Genomic DNA, 15994 nt, shown 5'->3' on the forward strand with positions numbered 1-15994 from the left:
TTGTTAGAAAATAAACTCAAAATAAACCTTTTAGGAGAAGCCTGGAAACTAAAACAAGTAGTATTTTTCGATGCGCTTTTACATACTTTTGATGAAGTGGCTACAAAAATGAAACAGCCTTTAAATAAAGTGCTTATTGATCCTTTCTTCTACCATTACCTTAATAATAAAACAATCCAATCCATAGACGATTTACAAGGGAATTGTTTTGAAGGACTTATTAATTCGCCAAAAAATCAAATAGAAATATGGTATAAGAACAAGAAGGTACAAAAATTAAAAATCAATGATTTAAAGGAAGAATTATTACTTTTTCCTTTATATAAAACAATAATTCAAAAGACAAATCTCCAATTAGAAAAGGGTATTTATATTGAACAAAAAGAAATAGGTTTAATTGGAAGTTTCGAAATTTATACGGATAATTTTAGTATTGATGATTTAGAATTCCAGTTACTCCAAACGAACGAACAGACTATTTTGGAAAAGCTGATCTATAAAAATCAAGTTTTAGTTTGTAAGAAGAAAGACTCGTTACTCACGTTTCAAAATTGTTTTGAAATTTAATAATGATAAATTAATAATTTCAGCCCCTATTTTAATTACCTCATTCACCTGTACAAAAAAACTCTTTTGTCAATTATTCCTATAGTAGCTGCCGCCATTTGTTTTATTTTACTAATTTCTTTTCTATGATAAAATTAGTAGGTATGTCAATCTATATTATTCATAAAAAAAAAGCTTTTCTTACAAAAAAAATTAATATTTTGGACCTCTATTAAAGTTATAGCAACTTCGATAAAAAAATAAAAAATCTAAACTAGTATATGATTCTAGAAAAATACCAAATTTGCCGAAAAAAAGAAGCAAGAGGTTATTCAATAACAGCTGTTGTAGAAGACGAATTTGAAAACAAATATTTTGCCAAATGGATAAAAGGTATAGAACAAAATTCTCAAGCCAGTATTTGACTATCGAACCAAGTATTAGATTGGCTCCATTTAAATCTAACTTTTATTTATATGGTGGACCAAGATTGGCTTTCAATTTAGATAAATCATTTGTGTACGAACAAGGAATTAATCCTAATTTTCCAGCACAAACTCCAAATCCAGATGTCACGGGTGATTTTAGTGAAGTGGAAAAAACCATTTTATCCATGCAAATTGGTATGGGTTACGACATTCCATTATCGTCAGCTAACAGAAAAACTAAGTTTGTTCTTTCTCCTTTCGTTACTTTTCAACCTTATTTCGGACAAAATCCAAGAGCTAATGAAACTTGGAATTTAACAACCGTTAGAGCAGGAGTAGCCTTGAAATTAGGTAGAGGTAAAGCTATTGAAAATGCAAATATTATTGATGGTGAAGTTCAGTTTTCCGTTAATCAACCAGAAAATGTGTTGGTAGAAAATAGAGTTAGAGAAGTATTTCCATTAAGAAATTATATCTTTTTTAATGTAGGTTCAACTGAAATCCCTAGTCGTTATGTACTTTTAAACAAGGATCAAGTTAAAGATTTTAAAGAAGATCAAGTTCAATTTTCTACTCCAAATAAAGTTTCTGGTCGTTCAGAAAGACAAATGGTAGTATACTATAATGTAATTAATATCTTAGGTGATAGAATGCAAAAAAATCCTTCATCAACTATTAAATTAGTAGGTTCTTCTTAGAAAGGACCAGATGACGGTCGTGCAATGGCTCAAAGTGTAAAAGATTATTTAACTACGGTTTTTGGTACTAATACTTCTAGAATTGCTGTTGTAGGAAGAACAAAACCTGTTGTAGCTTCAGAACAACCTGGAGGAACTAATGAGTTACTTTTACTTCGTGAAGGAGATCAAAGAGTTACTATTGAAAGTAATTCACCAGAATTGTTAATGGAATTTCAAAGTGGTGATGCACCGTTGAAACCTATCGAAATTTATACAACTCCACAAAATTCAAATCCAGATGATATTGTTATTAATGTGGCTGGTTCAAAAGAAGTTTTTTCAACTTGGTTTTTAGAATTGAAAGATGATAATGGTAAAGTGAAAAAATTCGGACCATATATTGAAGATAAAGTGATTATTTCTAGAAAATTAATCTTGCAAAATCAAAAACAAGGTAACTTTAATGTAAAAATGACCGGAACAACTTTAACTGGTAAAACAGTAGTAAAAGATGCAACAGTTTATATTTTACCTTATGTAGCGCCAAAAGTGCAAGAAAGTATCAGATTTAGTGTGATTTATGAATTCAATGAATCAAAATCAATTGCAATTTATGATAAATATTTAACTGAAATTGTGACTCCAAAAATTCCAATTGGTGGAACAGTACTCATCAAAGGATATACAGATATTATTGGTGAAGAAAGTTATAGCAAAAATTTATCTTTAGCCAGAGCGAATGATGTGAAAAGTATCATTGAAAAAAGTTTAGCTAAATCGGGTAGAAATGATGTGAAATTTGAAGTTTATGGTAGTGGAGAAGACGAAAGTAAAGCACCGTTTGAAAATAAATATCCAGAAGAACGTTTTTATAACAGAACTGTTGTAATTGATATACTTCCAGCGCAATAATTAATTTCATTACATTACAAATTAAAAAGAACAGTTGTAAAAACTGTTCTTTTTTGTTTTATATAATCTATGAATTATGAAACATTTCACTCAGATTCTATAACAATCTTTTTTCACAATCTAGCTAAATTTGAGTATATAAAAAAGAGATAGTCTTAAAGTTTTCAATGTCTAAAAAGGAAACAAAACTGTTTAATAATACAGGTTGTTTTCAAAAATCAACTGTGTGTTATCTTGACAAATGAGTTTTTAAACATAGGTATTTAGCTTTTCGACTTTCTCCTTTTTTAATTTTTTAATAGTTATGAAAACAGAAGCCGAACTTAATGAAAATATTGTGAAAATGACTATGACAATTCGCAATGAATTTCCTGAATTAATGAAATTTCTTGGTGAAATGCCTCAAACAATTCCAGATAAGAAAAATCCTGAAATCAACATTAAAATTCTTCAAGATTATTATGATTCTTTAGAAGATTTACTTAGAAAATACGCGCCAAATCATAATGGCTTTATCAATAAATTTTAAAATTCATACCATGGATACAGTTAAAAAAATAGCGGTTTATATGGATCATTTTATGGCAAACATAATTGAGTATACCAATACCGCTACGTTTATAAAAACAATAAAATCAGAGTTCAATCATTTTGAAAAAGAAAGAATTTTGCAAAAAGGTGAAAGTCATATGCACAATAAAGAGCAAGATTTTCAACTAAAATTTTATCTAAAACTTAAAGATGAATTACTAGATTATAAAAACGTTTTGTTATTTGGTTCAACCAATGCAAAAACAGAATTTGCAAATATTTTGCAAGCAGATGTTAAGTTTTCTGATGTGGAAATTATCATTAAAAATACAGATAAACTTTCAGATAATGAACAAACAGCATTTGTAAATGATTGTTTTTATATCCATTAAAAATGAAAGATATTTATTTCAGCCTGGAAAAAAATTTCGAAGCACTAGTAGCATTAGCCACAAAAGTTTTGGGGAACTCTATAACTTTTATTTTAGCTTGCTGTTTGGTGTTATTTTGGTGGATTAACACCTTGTTAAATTCAACAAATTTGCATCAAAATATAGGGGATTTCATCTTCGGGACAACTTTCTTAAGTTTATTCATTATTCAAAAATCATTTAATAAATATTCGGCATTATTGCATTTGAAAGTAAATGAATTGATTTCCTCACATGAAACGGCAAATAATTCGGTAATAGATACACATAAAAAAACCGAGCATGAAATAATTGAATTATCTAAGGAATATATTGAAACTGATGAAGTAACGGAAGAAATAATAGAAGAATTAACCAACAAAATGAATGAAGCCAATACAGATAATCAAATTTAAAACTAGGAATAATATAAGTTTTGTATCTAATTCTGTAACAAGAATAAGTGGTTTAAACCGCACCTTTACATTAATAAAATAACAATATACTTTACTTATGAAAAAAATCATTTTAGTAGCTAGTTTGATAATCGGATTATCATTTAGCGCACAAGCACAAAATACTTCAAAAAATGCATTGGGTTTGCGTTTAGGTGATAATGACGGATTTGGAGGAGAACTTTCTTATCAAAGAAAATTAGCTAAAAACAATAGGTTAGAATTTGATTTAGGTTGGAGAAACAGTAATAATGTGGATGCTATTAAATTAGTGGGTTTATACCAATGGGTTTGGAACATTGATGGTGGATTCAACTGGTACGCAGGTGTTGGTGCTGGAGCTGGAACTTGGAGCTATGACAATAGATATTATAATAACAATGGTAATTTTTATTATGATGGTGTAGATGATAGTGGTGCTTTTGCTTTAGTTGCAGGAGATATTGGTATCGAATATAATTTTGACTTTCCATTACAATTATCATTAGATTTTAGACCGGAAATATATTTCAATTCGGATAAATTTAGAGAAAATAGTTTCGGACCAGACGTTGCTTTGGGTGTCAGATTTCTTTTCTAACATTCTACAAAATTAAAACTGATTACGCTTTGTGAAATTAAGAAAATTAATTCTTAATATAAAACTTAAAAATATGAATACTACAGAATTAAAAGGAGATTGGGAAGTACAAAAAGGGAAACTCAAACAAAAATTTGCAAAGTTAACAGATAACGATTTGTTATTTGTTGAAGGTAAAAAAGATGAAATGTTAGGAAAGCTTCAAATTACTTTAGGTAAGTCTAAAGAAGAGTTGCAAAAACTAATTGAAAAATTATAACATTTAAATACATACAATTGAATAAGTCAATTTTTATTCTTGCATTAACCACGTTTCTAGCAGGAAATGTATTTACAAGTTGTAAATCCAATACAGATAAAGAAGAGGATGCCATTGAAAATGTTCAGGAGGCAAAGGAAAATTTGGAGAATGTCACAGAAGACATTAATAATGATGCTATTACAAAAGCTAATGATGCCGAATGGCAAACATACAAGGCAGATGCTAATAAAACCATAGCTGAAAACGAAGTTCGTATTGTTGCATTAAAAAAAGCAATGAATAAAGCAGGAACAACTTTTGACGAAACATACAAAAAAAACATTGAAGTGTTAGAAGAAAGAAATGAAGCTTTAAAAACTAAAATTTCAAATTATGAAAACAATCAAACGGATTGGGCTTCATTTAAAAGAGAGTTCAGTTCTGATATGACAGAAATAGGAGACGCTTTAAGAGATTTAACAGTCAACAATAAAAAGTAGTTTTTCTTATCAAGATTTATTTGATATTTGAAATTTAAAAAAAAAACCTATCACTCTGCAACAAACAGAATGATAGGTTTTTTTATTTTTTGCAAAGTGTGAATATTGTAAATTTTCTTACAAATGATGTAACAAGATTATCTATTAAGAGAGCCATATTTGTATATATTAATCTAATAAATCAATACAGATGAAAAAATTAAAAACTATACTTGCGATTGTACTTTTAACTAGTATATCTCAAGTAACATTTGCTCAAACTTCGACAGGAACATCAAGTCAAAAGTTTGGTATTAAAGGAGGGGTAAATTTCTCTAACCTCTATACAGAAGACGTAGAAGATAATAATGTGTTAACTGGTTTTAATATTGGTGTATTTGCAAAATTACCAATTACTCCAACATTTGCCATTCAGCCAGAGTTATCTTACACCACAAAAGGAGCTGAATTAGTATACAATAATGCATTTATTAGTGGAACATCAACTTTCAAATTAAATTACCTTGAAGCACCAATTTTATTAGTGGTTAATCTTAATGAAAACTTTAACATTCACGGTGGTCCATATTTTGCATATTTAATTGATGGAAAAGCTACTAATGATGCTGAAGGTACAATTTTTGATGGTGAAGACACTTTAGATAATGATGATTTTAACAAGTTTGATACAGGAATTTCTGTAGGAATTGGTTACGATTCAAATAAAATAGGATTTGGAGTTCGTTACAATTACGGATTGCAAAAGGTTGGAAAAGAAAGAAATTTTAATGGTACAGATTATACTTTTCCTGACGGTAAAAACAGTGCAATTAATTTGTATTTGTCATATTCAATATTATAAACTTAAAAACAAATATCATGAGCAATTTATTATACACAATCGCTATTATTTTAATCATTTTTTGGGCTGTAGGATTTTTCGCTTATAGTGCCGGATCAATAATTCATATCTTATTAGTTATTGCAGTTATCGCAATATTATTAAGACTTATTCAAGGAAAAAATTTATAAATAATCTTAAACATTAGAAATTATGGACACAGGAAAAACAGCCTTAGGCATCGCATTAGGAATTGGAGTAGGAGCATTATTAGGTGTATTATTTGCACCAGATAAAGGTTCGAACACGAGAAAAAAAATTAGAGATAAAGGGCATGATTTAGCCGATGGATTAAAAGGTAAATTTGATGGTCTATATCAAGACGTTTCTGATAAATATGATACTTTATTGGAAGATGCCAAATCAGTGGTCAATTCAAAATAAAAATTAAAGTAAAATGGAAAGCAACTCAACAACAATAGAGAAACTGATTGAAAAAGCAGAAATTTATAGTAAAACTACTCTAGAATTATATAAATGTGAAGCGATTTATAAATCGGCAGATATATTTTCTTGCTTAGCAGTAAAATTAGCCATAGCTATTGTTGTTGTTGTTGTTTTACTATTTGCAAATATAGGACTGGCCTTTTATCTTGGCGATTATTTTGGAGAAATTTGGTATGGTTTTTTTCTTGTTGGATTTGGTTATTTATTTATAGGAATTATACTTTATATTTTTAAAAATAAATGGATTAAAAATCCTGTTAACAACTTCATTATTAGTAAAATGAATAATAATGATTTAATATGAAAACGATAGACCAAAAAACTCAATTAGCCTCACAAATAGAGCTTTTGAGCAACAAACAGGAGGAAGATTTTTCAAATCTTAAAGACCAATATCGGAATACTATTGATAGTTTTAAGCCAATAAATTTAATAAAGGATTCTATAGGTGATGTAATTAGTACTCCCAATTTAACATCAAACTTAATAAGTGGAACTGTTGGTTTTGGAATTAACTACTTAACCAAAAAATTTTTAAATCCAAAGTCTGATAACAATAAATCAATATTCAGTAAAGCATTAAAGATTTTAGCTAACAGATTTATTGGAAAAAAAGGTTTAAGCAGCAATGCTTAAAGTGTTTTTTTTCAGTACACATGGAGTCGATTCGGGAGGGTCGACTTCTCTCGTTATACAGATTTAATAAATATTTAAATTCAAAGCAAGAATATTTTATTAATATGAAATTAAACTGGGCTTAGATAATTCAAAATTTTGCAATCTAAAATCAGATGTGGATATAGCGTTGGTTTTAAATATCGAATTACCATCAGGAATATTCGGATAGTAAGACAATGAAAATTGGAAAGAATTAAAAATCAAATAATCATTACTAATAATCACGCCTGCACTAATTTGAGAATAGAGTTTACTATTACTAAAGCCAATGTCTTTCTGACCTAACATTCCGGCGGTATAACTCAAATATGGATTTAATCTAAACCCTATAACTCGCCAAGGTGAATAACCTTGTGTTTGAACAGTCATTAATAGTTTCTTAGTACCAAATAACGTTGTACTACTGAAACCATCAATTCCATTATCATCGCCATTTAAAGTCAGTCTATCGTAGTTTGAATCTAATCTGTTATTACCAATAATCAGCTGTGGTTTAATAAATTGACGAAACTTCCATTTTCCAATTTCAAGTAAATTAGTAAAATAAGTAAGTCGCAAACTGGTTACAGTCTGATTGGTTTTTCCTAAATCTAAAAAAGTCCCTGTTTCTAAATTACCACTCAAATAACCAAATTTAAAATAGTTTCCCATTTCAACTCTTGCACCAGCATAAAACTTGTATTCTCCGTACTTTTTTTGATAACCTGTAGTGATGTTGTAAACAAATCCTGACGCCACATCTTCCACCACATTAAAATTGAAAATATATTTGTCTTGAGTAAATTTTCTTGAAGTAATTCCAAAGCTTATAAGATACAATTTTTCACTGGCATAAATATCTAAACTATCCAGATTAACGAAAGGTTTTTCAACATAATTTTTATTGTAAAATCGGGCACTTGTTACAAAATTTGTAGTTCTACTGTATTCAGTATTTTCTTTAAAAATTCGAAAGGCATGTCCAGCCCAATAATCTTGATAATTGAACTTTGCACTTTGAATAGATTCAACTTGATTAAAATCTAATGTTAAAATTCTATTCAAGTTTTGACCTAAATTAATACCTGCTGCCCATCGAGTATATGAGGAAAAAAACGGACGTTGAATGTCTATAGATTTGGCATAATTTCTATCTAAATCAATTTCATAATCCAAGCGCGTACTAATAAACGAATTCAGAAAAGTTGGTATGAAATAGCTTGTGCTATAGCCTTCTTGATTACTCTTAAGGCTTTTAGTATAGGAGTTTGAAAATTCATGTCCTAATCCAAATATGTTTTTATCTTTGAGATAAAATTTTGATTTCGAAGTAGAAGTAGAAGCATCTGGAATTAAACTCCAGGAATCTAAAACTCTAACATAAACATCTACAGAATCTCCTGAAACTACTTTCATGTGTGAAGTTACACTTCTTGTAAAACGCTGGCTTCTAATTATCCTTTCCGATTCTTTTACTAATAATGAATCTAATGGTTTATTTTTCTTTATTAAAAGTAAATTCTTTATCGCTATGTTTTTCGTTTTTAGATGTAAAGTATTTCCAGCTTTTTTTACGAAATTATTTGGAATTTGTGTTGAATCACTATCAGAATATCCAAAGGGATCCAAAGTTGTAATTTCTACATTACGAATAATTTTTCCTTCGTAGGGTTTGTAAATACTGGTTGGTTTTTTTTTCTTTTTTTTTGTCTTTTTGACATTTTCCTTCGTAACTGGATTAAAGATAAGTTTATGAATAAATTTGGTAAACTTTCTTTTTTTAGAATATTTTTCAATATCCCGATATCCTTTTGATGAATCTTTTTTTATCTCAGTTTTTTGCGCAAACGAAAGTTGATAACTAAAAAGTATCAAAATATAAAGTAGAAATTTGCGCTTTAAAAACATTCAGATTTTAATTCACAAAATTACTGTTTAAAACTACATTATGCTAAAAATGTGGGAATTTTACAATAATATATCAAAATTATGATAATTATTTAAGTTACCTATTTTATAAATTTGTAACATAACATTCTAACACATAAAGATATGAAACTAGTAATTTTAAGTACAATAGCTTTTTTGTTCTCAATTCAAATTGAAGCACAAAATACACAAACTGAAACAAAGACAAAAACAACAACGGTAAAGGATTCAGATGGAACTCATAAAACGGTTAAAACACAAGTGATTAAAAAAGATCAAAATGTTGTTTTAGGTGAAGAAAAAGCAAATACAATTAATATTCCTACAGTTAATTCTCCTGTAACCGTAACAACTACAACTAAAATAACTAATCCTGACGGAACAACAAGAACAGTAGATGTAGATAGAAGTGCGTATTACGAATCAAACGGAAAAATTTACAAATTAGCTCTTGATGCCAATGGTTATGTTATCTCTCACGGTGATATGAAACCTTCTCTATTAAGAAAAACATCAACAAATAGTTATATTTTCAGATCTGATAATAGAACTGCTATTGGTTATTTTGATACAGAAGGAAATTTAGTTGTTGAGTTTTATGACGAAAAATTAGATATAGTAAATATTGAAAAATACGCAGTGATTAAAAAGTAAGTAAAATTAATTAAAGGTTAGTTTAAAATCGGCTCATTTATTTGAGTCGATTTTTTTTTGTAACAAATGTAACTGTACATTATTATTAGATATAGTAGCTTTGTAAGAAAATTAATTATGTTAAAATTCTTTAAAAATTTGTTATCATTCAAATGTCCACGTTGTCACGAAGGAAATTTGTTTATTAATAAATGGTATAATTTTCCAAACGGAAATAAAATGGTTGAAAGATGTAGTGTGTGCGGACAAAGAACAGAAATTGAACCTGGTTTTTTTCAAGGAACAGGTTATGTAAGTTATGGATTAACAGTTGGTTTTTCTTTAATAACATTTGCAATTTGGGTTTTTGTCACGGGGTATACGCTACAAAATAAAGAGATTTTTTGGTGGTTGCCGATAAACATCTTTTTCTTAATTATTCTGCAACCTTGGATTATGCGTTTATCAAGAGTAATTTGGTTAACTGCATTTTTTCACAGTGATGATGAGTTTTTCGAGAAAAAATGATCTAATAAAATCGATATTAATAATAATTTGCAAAAGTAAATACCAATACACAAATTTTACATAAATGATATATATCACAATTTTATTTAAAAAATAGAACTAAATTTGTGTTAGTTTTTTAATTGAAAAGTACAAATGAATATAGAACAAATTTATACAGGATGTTTGGCTCAAGGTGCCTATTATATTGCTTCAAATGGTGAAGCTGCTATTATTGATCCCTTACGTGAAACAACTCCATATATCACAAGATTATCAAATGATAATGTAAAATTAAAATATATTTTTGAAACGCATTTTCATGCCGATTTCGTTTCTGGACATTTAGATTTAAGCAAACAAACTGGCGCTTCAATTGTATATGGACCAAATGCAAATCCCGATTTTGAAATCATTTCCGCAAAAGATGAACAAATTTTCGAAGTTGGAAATATCAAAATTAAAGTTTTGCATACACCGGGTCATACGATGGAAAGTACGTGTTATTTATTAATCGATGAAAACGGAAAAGATCATGCATTATTTTCTGGTGATACTTTATTTATTGGAGATGTTGGTCGACCAGATTTAGCTCAAAAAGCAGCATCAATGACACAAGATGAATTGGCTGGAATTTTATTTCATTCGTTACGAAATAAAGTAATGGTTTTAGGTGATGATGTAATTGTTTATCCCGCACACGGAGCAGGTTCTGCTTGTGGAAAAAACATGAGTAAAGAAACGGTTTCAACAATTGGAGAACAAAAAGAAAAAAATTATGCATTGCGTGCCAACATGACTGAAGCAGAATTTATTTCAGAAGTTACAGATGGCTTATTGCCTCCTCCAGCATATTTTGGAATGAACGTTGCCATGAATAAAAAAGGAATTCCAAGTTTTGAGAATGTTTTGAATAACGGAATGAAAGAAATTAGCGCTAATGAATTTGAAGCAATTGTAGAAGATTCTGGAGCCTTAATTTTAGATACAAGAAATAGCGGTGATTTTGCAAAAGGATTTGTTCCTCAAGCAATAAACATTGGAATTAATGGAGATTTTGCTCCATGGGTTGGTGCTTTAATTGCTGACGTAAATCAACCTATTGTTTTAGTTACAGATTTAGGAAAAGAAGAAGAAACAGTTACAAGATTATCTCGTGTAGGTTTTGATAACATTTTAGGTCACTTAAAAGGCGGTTTTGAAGCATGGAAAGCTGCTGGTTTTGATGTTGATACAGTAAACAGAATTTCAGCTGAACAATTTGAAAAAGAAGCAAAAATAGGCGAAAGCACAATTATTGATGTTAGAAAAGAAGGTGAGTACGAAGCAGAACACCTAGAAGATGCTTATAGCAAACCTCTAGCTTATATCAATAACTGGGTGAAAGACATCAATCCAAACGAACACTTTTTCTTGCATTGTGCAGGAGGTTATCGTAGTATGATTGCCGCTTCTATTTTGCAAGCTCGTGGTTATAGAAATTTCTCTGAAATTGATGGTGGATTTAATGCCATTGCTAAAACAGAATTACCAAGAACTAACTTTATGTGTCAAAGCAAAGTTTTATAAATATTTTACAATTATTATAAGTTTTCTAAACCGATTCTATTTCTTGAATCGGTTTTTTTTATTTAGTTTTACAGCATCTAAATAAAAAGAAATGAGTCACGGAAAATTAAGAGAAGATACCACTTGCCAAAACTGTGGAGATGAAGTAAAATTACGTTTTTGCCCTACGTGCGGACAAGAAAACACAGAAACCAAAAAATCTTTTCATTATTTATTTACCCATTTTCTAGAGGATTTAGTACATTATGAAAGTAGTTTTTGGAAAGCATTAAAGTATTTGTTATATGCACCAGAAAAACTTTCATTAGTTTATTTGTCAGGAAAGCGCAAAGCCTTCATGGCTCCTGTACGATTGTTTATTTTTATAAATATTATTTCTTTCATTATTTTTAGTTCTTTTACTTTTAAAGAATTAGAACACGAATTAAATCCAGAATTAGGTCAAACAGAAGTTCAAGTAGATAATGAATTAGAAGAGAAAGAACTTAATAAAAATACGGTTCATGTTAAATTGAATGAATCTTATTTAAGTAGGAAAATGAATAAATTAGAAGACAATTATACTGAAGAACAAATCTTTCAAAAAGTACTACAAAAGGTGTTTCAGAATCTGCCTAAGTTTTTATTCTTAGTTATGCCCTTTTTTGCCTTATCGTTATGGATAACACATAATAAAAAGAAATGGTGGTATTTTGATCATGGTATTTTTACTTTTCACTATTTTTCTTCTTTTTTGTTGTTGTTGTGTATCACCACAATTATCAATCAAATTTTAGGGTTTTTTAATTACGAAACCAATGGTGTCTTTATAGGCTTAATCTATTTGTATTTAAATTTTCTATTTATAAAGGCTTTTGTGTGTTTTTATCAAGAATCTAAACTTAAAAATATAGTGAAGTTAGTTGTTGTTTATTTTTTAAACAGTTTAATTTTCTTGTTTGTTTTGGTAGTATTTAGTATTTATATTTTGTATATTTTATAATGAAAAAAGTCATACTTATTACTGGTGGCTCATCCGGAATTGGAAAAGCCATAGGTGAATTCTTATTAGAAAAAGGTTTTGTAGTTTATGGAACTAGTAGGAATGCTTCAACCGTTTCGAATTCAAAAATAAAATTAGTCGATTTAGATGTACGAAATTCAGATTCAATTCAAGCTTGTATTGCAAAAGTTTTAGAATTTGAAGGAAGAATCGATGTGTTAATCAATAACGCCGGAGTAGGAATTACTGGACCGTTAGAAGAAATTCCATTAGAAGAAATTAAAAATAATTTTGAAACTAATGTATTCGGACCCATAGAAACTATGAAAGCGGTTTTACCACAAATGCGTACTCAAAAAAGTGGTTTAATTATAAATATAACTTCCATTGCAGGTTATATGGGATTGCCTTTCAGAAGTATTTATTCGTCTTCAAAAGGTGCTTTAGAATTAATTACCGAATCGTTACGAATGGAAACAAAAGCCTTCGGAGTTCATATCACAAACGTTGCTCCAGGAGATTTTGCAACAGATATTGCTTCAAGAAGATTTCATGCACCCGTTATCAAAGGTTCTGCTTACGAAAAATTATATCAAACGCAATTAGATATGATGAATGAACACGTTACTGGCGGAAGTAATCCAATTGAAATGGCTATTGCAATTCATCAAATTATCGAAACTAAAAACCCAGAAATTCATTATAAAGTTGGAGCTTTTATGCAGAAATTCTCCATCGTTTTAAAAAGAATTCTTCCAGATAAAATGTACGAAAAAATATTAATGAATCATTATAAATTATAATTGAAACTTGATATTGAAGTTTTATATCGTAATTTTGTAAAAAGAATACAAGTCAACTTAATTAAATATACAGAAAATGAAATTTTTTATTGATACAGCAAATTTAAAAGACATCGCAGAAGCACAAGCTTTAGGAATTTTGGATGGAGTGACTACAAATCCATCATTAATGGCTAAAGAAGGTATTACTGGAAAAAATAATATCTTAAAACATTATGTAGATATTTGTAATTTAGTGGATGGCGATGTAAGTGCAGAAGTAAATGCACTTGACTTTGAAGGCATGATTAAAGAAGGAGAAGAGTTGGCAGATTTACACGAACAAATCGTAGTAAAATTACCAATGACTAAAGAAGGAATTAAAGCGTGTAAATATTTTTCAGATAGAGAAATCAAAACGAATGTAACTTTAATATTTTCAGCTGGACAAGCTTTGTTAGCTGCTAAAGCTGGTGCAACTTATTGTTCTCCATTTTTAGGTCGTTTAGATGATGTTTCAACAGATGGTTTAAATTTAATTGATGAAATTCGTCAAATTTATGACAACTATGGTTTCGAAACTCAAATTTTAGCGGCTTCTGTACGTCACACCATGCACGTTGTAAACTGTGCGAAAATTGGTGCAGATGTTATGACCGGACCATTATCATCAATTATGGGATTATTAAAACATCCCTTGACAGATATCGGAATTGCTCAGTTTGTAGCAGATTACGAAAAAGGAAATAAATAATACTTTCTTAACAATAATAAAAAAAGGCGCTCATATGATTTGAACGCCTTTTTTTATTTTGTCTTGCTGAACTTGTTTCAGCATCTGATTGTCTACTTCAAATTGCTTTCAAAATTAACATCAAACATACTTACAAAAGCATCATTTATAGTCCCGTTTTTATTTATAATTATGGTTCGATATACTCTGTTGATTACCCATTTTTCTTTTAATTCTTCAAAATCTGTCGCTCGTAATTCAATTGAATTAGTATAGTTTTTAGCTTTAATTTCTTTTGTCCAATCTTCTTGTGAATTATGAATATTAATAGCAATGAATTGAATATCTGGATACTTTGCTTTAAGTTCATCTACTTTTTTATGAGAATAAATAGCATGCGTTTCTGCTTGCTTCGTCCAAAAATAAATAATCGTTTTCTTACTAAGTAAGTCTTTAATTTTTACTTGCTTTTTATTCACATCTAATAAAGTCACATTAGGGAGCACATTATTAGTTTTAAGTTTTTTAATGTTTTCAGCTGTTTGCATTACTTTTGATTTCATTTTTTCATCTGAAACCATCTTAGAATATAAATTAAAAAATTTGCCATTATTCACAGAACATTGATCGGATAACAAATACATATTAGCAACATTATTCATCACTAAATTTTTAACGTATTTGTCTTTAATTAATGTATCTGCAATTTGTAGTTTTTTAATATTGTTTTCTAAACTCATATCATCTAAATGACCTTTACAGTCCGTCAAAACAATATTGTTTAACATACTTGTCATGTAGTTAATAAAAGGCGAATAATGTAATAAATTTGGTTTGTTTACATCAATTTTATTTCTGTAGCTATAATATGATTTTGGTAATTTCGTTTTGATGCTGTTACCCGTTTTATATTCATGTACAATTGGGAAAACTTCTTTTTTATAAGCATAGTTTAGTTCAATATTTGCTTTTGCAATCTCATCAAATTCTTCTGACCAATTGATGAAAGATTTTCTTTTGTTATATAATTTAGTCGTATTTTGATACGATGAATCTATATATTTTGAAAAAACTTTTTCGTCTTTTTCATAAACGTCAAACATATTGTTTTTCAAATCAATGTCTTTTAAAAACAATTCCATCATGAAATTATTTTTTTCATCACCTCTTCCACAAAACATTAAAGTATTGTCAAAATCATTACAATTTAAACGAACCATAATGCTGTCGTTTTTATCAAAAAATACATATTGATATTCTGGATCATGTTTAAAACTGTATAATCCGGGTGTTAATGAATCGAATTTATGAAAAAACCGATTGTCTTTATCTAAATAAAAAGTATCCATAACTTTATCATTTTTCATAAAAACAACAAAATTATTTTTTGGATTTTCAATTTCACCACCAAAGTAGGCTACATGATTGCCACCAATCATACCATCTTTACATGAGGTCATCGATGTAAGCAGAAAGGAGAGTAAAATAAAATTAATATAAGAGTATTTTTTTAACATAGAGGGTTCTTTTATCATCGTAACAAATATATTTGTTTCAAAATAGTATTCATGTTAACGTAGCGTTAAAAATAG

23 protein-coding genes are annotated in these 15994 nt (G+C 28.8%); 21 read left to right on the forward strand and 2 right to left on the reverse strand.

The genetic code is table 11. The features are described 5' to 3' along the window. From G6N05_RS02850 to G6N05_RS02920, 15 genes are all read left to right on the forward strand, one after another. Window positions 1–567 (forward strand): hypothetical protein, encoded by a 567-nt coding sequence (locus G6N05_RS02850; protein ID WP_166125046.1) that lies wholly within the window; start codon window positions 1–3, stop codon window positions 565–567. Window positions 568–827: 260 nt separating this feature from the next. Then, complete coding sequence (locus G6N05_RS02855; RefSeq protein WP_166125047.1) at window positions 828–971, forward strand: hypothetical protein; 144 nt, start codon at window positions 828–830, stop codon at window positions 969–971. Beyond that, on the forward strand, window positions 929–1672 hold the full coding sequence (locus G6N05_RS02860) for a PorT family protein (protein ID WP_166125048.1): 744 nt from the start codon (window positions 929–931) through the stop codon (window positions 1670–1672). The genes G6N05_RS02855 and G6N05_RS02860 overlap by 43 nt, the downstream gene beginning before the upstream one ends. A 24-nt stretch (window positions 1673–1696) precedes the next feature. Continuing rightward, window positions 1697–2566 (forward strand): OmpA family protein, encoded by an 870-nt coding sequence (locus tag G6N05_RS02865; protein WP_166125049.1) that lies wholly within the window; start codon window positions 1697–1699, stop codon window positions 2564–2566. Window positions 2567–2870: 304 nt separating this feature from the next. Next, complete coding sequence (locus G6N05_RS02870) at window positions 2871–3095, forward strand: hypothetical protein (protein WP_166125050.1); 225 nt, start codon at window positions 2871–2873, stop codon at window positions 3093–3095. Between the two features lie 10 nt (window positions 3096–3105). Beyond that, a complete protein-coding gene (locus tag G6N05_RS02875) occupies window positions 3106–3489 on the forward strand; it encodes a hypothetical protein (RefSeq protein WP_166125051.1) in 384 nt (127 codons plus the stop codon). A 2-nt stretch (window positions 3490–3491) separates the two neighbouring features. Further along, complete coding sequence (locus G6N05_RS02880; RefSeq protein WP_166125052.1) at window positions 3492–3923, forward strand: low affinity iron permease family protein; 432 nt, start codon at window positions 3492–3494, stop codon at window positions 3921–3923. A 97-nt stretch (window positions 3924–4020) separates the two neighbouring features. Beyond that, on the forward strand, window positions 4021–4542 hold the full coding sequence (locus G6N05_RS02885; RefSeq protein ID WP_166125053.1) for a hypothetical protein: 522 nt from the start codon (window positions 4021–4023) through the stop codon (window positions 4540–4542). A gap of 73 nt (window positions 4543–4615) precedes the next feature. Further along, entirely contained in the window at window positions 4616–4801 is a 186-nt protein-coding gene (locus tag G6N05_RS02890; RefSeq protein WP_091306797.1) for a CsbD family protein, read from the forward strand. A gap of 17 nt (window positions 4802–4818) precedes the next feature. After that, a complete protein-coding gene (locus tag G6N05_RS02895) occupies window positions 4819–5283 on the forward strand; it encodes a hypothetical protein (protein WP_166125054.1) in 465 nt (154 codons plus the stop codon). Between the two features lie 190 nt (window positions 5284–5473). Further along, window positions 5474–6124, forward strand: a complete 651-nt coding sequence (locus G6N05_RS02900) for a porin family protein (protein ID WP_166125055.1) — start codon at window positions 5474–5476, stop codon at window positions 6122–6124. A 17-nt stretch (window positions 6125–6141) separates the two neighbouring features. Further along, window positions 6142–6294, forward strand: coding sequence for a lmo0937 family membrane protein (locus tag G6N05_RS02905; RefSeq protein ID WP_166125056.1), 153 nt, complete (start codon window positions 6142–6144; stop codon window positions 6292–6294). A 22-nt stretch (window positions 6295–6316) separates the two neighbouring features. Next, window positions 6317–6547, forward strand: a complete 231-nt coding sequence (locus tag G6N05_RS02910) for a YtxH domain-containing protein (RefSeq protein WP_166125057.1) — start codon at window positions 6317–6319, stop codon at window positions 6545–6547. 13 nt (window positions 6548–6560) lie between these two features. Beyond that, window positions 6561–6914, forward strand: a complete 354-nt coding sequence (locus G6N05_RS02915; protein WP_166125058.1) for a hypothetical protein — start codon at window positions 6561–6563, stop codon at window positions 6912–6914. Beyond that, window positions 6911–7246, forward strand: a complete 336-nt coding sequence (locus tag G6N05_RS02920) for a hypothetical protein (RefSeq protein ID WP_166125059.1) — start codon at window positions 6911–6913, stop codon at window positions 7244–7246. The genes G6N05_RS02915 and G6N05_RS02920 overlap by 4 nt, the downstream gene beginning before the upstream one ends. A 99-nt stretch (window positions 7247–7345) precedes the next feature. On the opposite strand, the gene G6N05_RS02925 is transcribed toward G6N05_RS02920, so the two are convergent. Then, window positions 7346–9142 (reverse strand): BamA/TamA family outer membrane protein, encoded by a 1797-nt coding sequence (locus G6N05_RS02925; RefSeq protein WP_225875116.1) that lies wholly within the window; start codon window positions 9140–9142, stop codon window positions 7346–7348. Window positions 9143–9319: 177 nt separating this feature from the next. Between G6N05_RS02925 and G6N05_RS02930 the strand changes: the two genes are divergently transcribed. From G6N05_RS02930 to fsa, 6 genes are all read left to right on the forward strand, one after another. Beyond that, a complete protein-coding gene (locus G6N05_RS02930) occupies window positions 9320–9850 on the forward strand; it encodes a hypothetical protein (RefSeq protein WP_166125060.1) in 531 nt (176 codons plus the stop codon). 117 nt (window positions 9851–9967) lie between these two features. Beyond that, the gene (locus tag G6N05_RS02935) at window positions 9968–10357 is read left to right on the forward strand and encodes a DUF983 domain-containing protein (RefSeq protein ID WP_166125061.1); all 390 of its coding nucleotides are present in this window, start codon (window positions 9968–9970) and stop codon (window positions 10355–10357) included. Between the two features lie 135 nt (window positions 10358–10492). Continuing rightward, the gene (locus G6N05_RS02940) at window positions 10493–11905 is read left to right on the forward strand and encodes an MBL fold metallo-hydrolase (RefSeq protein WP_166125062.1); all 1413 of its coding nucleotides are present in this window, start codon (window positions 10493–10495) and stop codon (window positions 11903–11905) included. Between the two features lie 91 nt (window positions 11906–11996). Continuing rightward, window positions 11997–12887 (forward strand): DUF3667 domain-containing protein, encoded by an 891-nt coding sequence (locus G6N05_RS02945; protein WP_166125063.1) that lies wholly within the window; start codon window positions 11997–11999, stop codon window positions 12885–12887. Next, window positions 12887–13690 (forward strand): SDR family oxidoreductase, encoded by an 804-nt coding sequence (locus G6N05_RS02950; protein WP_166125064.1) that lies wholly within the window; start codon window positions 12887–12889, stop codon window positions 13688–13690. Before G6N05_RS02945 ends, G6N05_RS02950 begins: the two co-directional genes overlap by 1 nt. A 76-nt stretch (window positions 13691–13766) precedes the next feature. Next, window positions 13767–14423 (forward strand): fructose-6-phosphate aldolase, encoded by a 657-nt coding sequence (gene fsa / locus G6N05_RS02955; RefSeq protein WP_166125065.1) that lies wholly within the window; start codon window positions 13767–13769, stop codon window positions 14421–14423. 92 nt (window positions 14424–14515) lie between these two features. Here the strand turns inward: fsa and G6N05_RS02960 are convergent, their stop codons facing one another. Then, entirely contained in the window at window positions 14516–15919 is a 1404-nt protein-coding gene (locus G6N05_RS02960) for a TlpA family protein disulfide reductase (RefSeq protein ID WP_166125066.1), read from the reverse strand. Between the last annotated feature and the right edge of the window lie 75 nt (window positions 15920–15994).

The sequence above is a fragment of the Flavobacterium bernardetii genome, from assembly GCF_011305415.1.
In the GTDB taxonomy this organism is placed as follows: domain Bacteria; phylum Bacteroidota; class Bacteroidia; order Flavobacteriales; family Flavobacteriaceae; genus Flavobacterium; species Flavobacterium bernardetii.

Coding starts and splice junctions, on each gene's coding strand:
- G6N05_RS02855 (WP_166125047.1), top strand. CDS start 828: ATGATTCTAGAAAAATACCAAATTTGCCGAAAAAAAGAAGCAAGAGGT.
- G6N05_RS02860 (WP_166125048.1), top strand. CDS start 929: ATGGATAAAAGGTATAGAACAAAATTCTCAAGCCAGTATTTGACTATC.
- G6N05_RS02865 (WP_166125049.1), top strand. CDS start 1,697: ATGGCTCAAAGTGTAAAAGATTATTTAACTACGGTTTTTGGTACTAAT.
- G6N05_RS02870 (WP_166125050.1), top strand. CDS start 2,871: ATGAAAACAGAAGCCGAACTTAATGAAAATATTGTGAAAATGACTATG.
- G6N05_RS02875 (WP_166125051.1), top strand. CDS start 3,106: ATGGATACAGTTAAAAAAATAGCGGTTTATATGGATCATTTTATGGCA.
- G6N05_RS02880 (WP_166125052.1), top strand. CDS start 3,492: ATGAAAGATATTTATTTCAGCCTGGAAAAAAATTTCGAAGCACTAGTA.
- G6N05_RS02885 (WP_166125053.1), top strand. CDS start 4,021: ATGAAAAAAATCATTTTAGTAGCTAGTTTGATAATCGGATTATCATTT.
- G6N05_RS02890 (WP_091306797.1), top strand. CDS start 4,616: ATGAATACTACAGAATTAAAAGGAGATTGGGAAGTACAAAAAGGGAAA.
- G6N05_RS02900 (WP_166125055.1), top strand. CDS start 5,474: ATGAAAAAATTAAAAACTATACTTGCGATTGTACTTTTAACTAGTATA.
- G6N05_RS02905 (WP_166125056.1), top strand. CDS start 6,142: ATGAGCAATTTATTATACACAATCGCTATTATTTTAATCATTTTTTGG.
- G6N05_RS02910 (WP_166125057.1), top strand. CDS start 6,317: ATGGACACAGGAAAAACAGCCTTAGGCATCGCATTAGGAATTGGAGTA.
- G6N05_RS02915 (WP_166125058.1), top strand. CDS start 6,561: ATGGAAAGCAACTCAACAACAATAGAGAAACTGATTGAAAAAGCAGAA.
- G6N05_RS02920 (WP_166125059.1), top strand. CDS start 6,911: ATGAAAACGATAGACCAAAAAACTCAATTAGCCTCACAAATAGAGCTT.
- G6N05_RS02930 (WP_166125060.1), top strand. CDS start 9,320: ATGAAACTAGTAATTTTAAGTACAATAGCTTTTTTGTTCTCAATTCAA.
- G6N05_RS02935 (WP_166125061.1), top strand. CDS start 9,968: ATGTTAAAATTCTTTAAAAATTTGTTATCATTCAAATGTCCACGTTGT.
- G6N05_RS02940 (WP_166125062.1), top strand. CDS start 10,493: ATGAATATAGAACAAATTTATACAGGATGTTTGGCTCAAGGTGCCTAT.
- G6N05_RS02945 (WP_166125063.1), top strand. CDS start 11,997: ATGAGTCACGGAAAATTAAGAGAAGATACCACTTGCCAAAACTGTGGA.
- G6N05_RS02950 (WP_166125064.1), top strand. CDS start 12,887: ATGAAAAAAGTCATACTTATTACTGGTGGCTCATCCGGAATTGGAAAA.
- fsa (WP_166125065.1), top strand. CDS start 13,767: ATGAAATTTTTTATTGATACAGCAAATTTAAAAGACATCGCAGAAGCA.
- G6N05_RS02960 (WP_166125066.1), bottom strand. CDS start 15,919: ATGTTAAAAAAATACTCTTATATTAATTTTATTTTACTCTCCTTTCTG.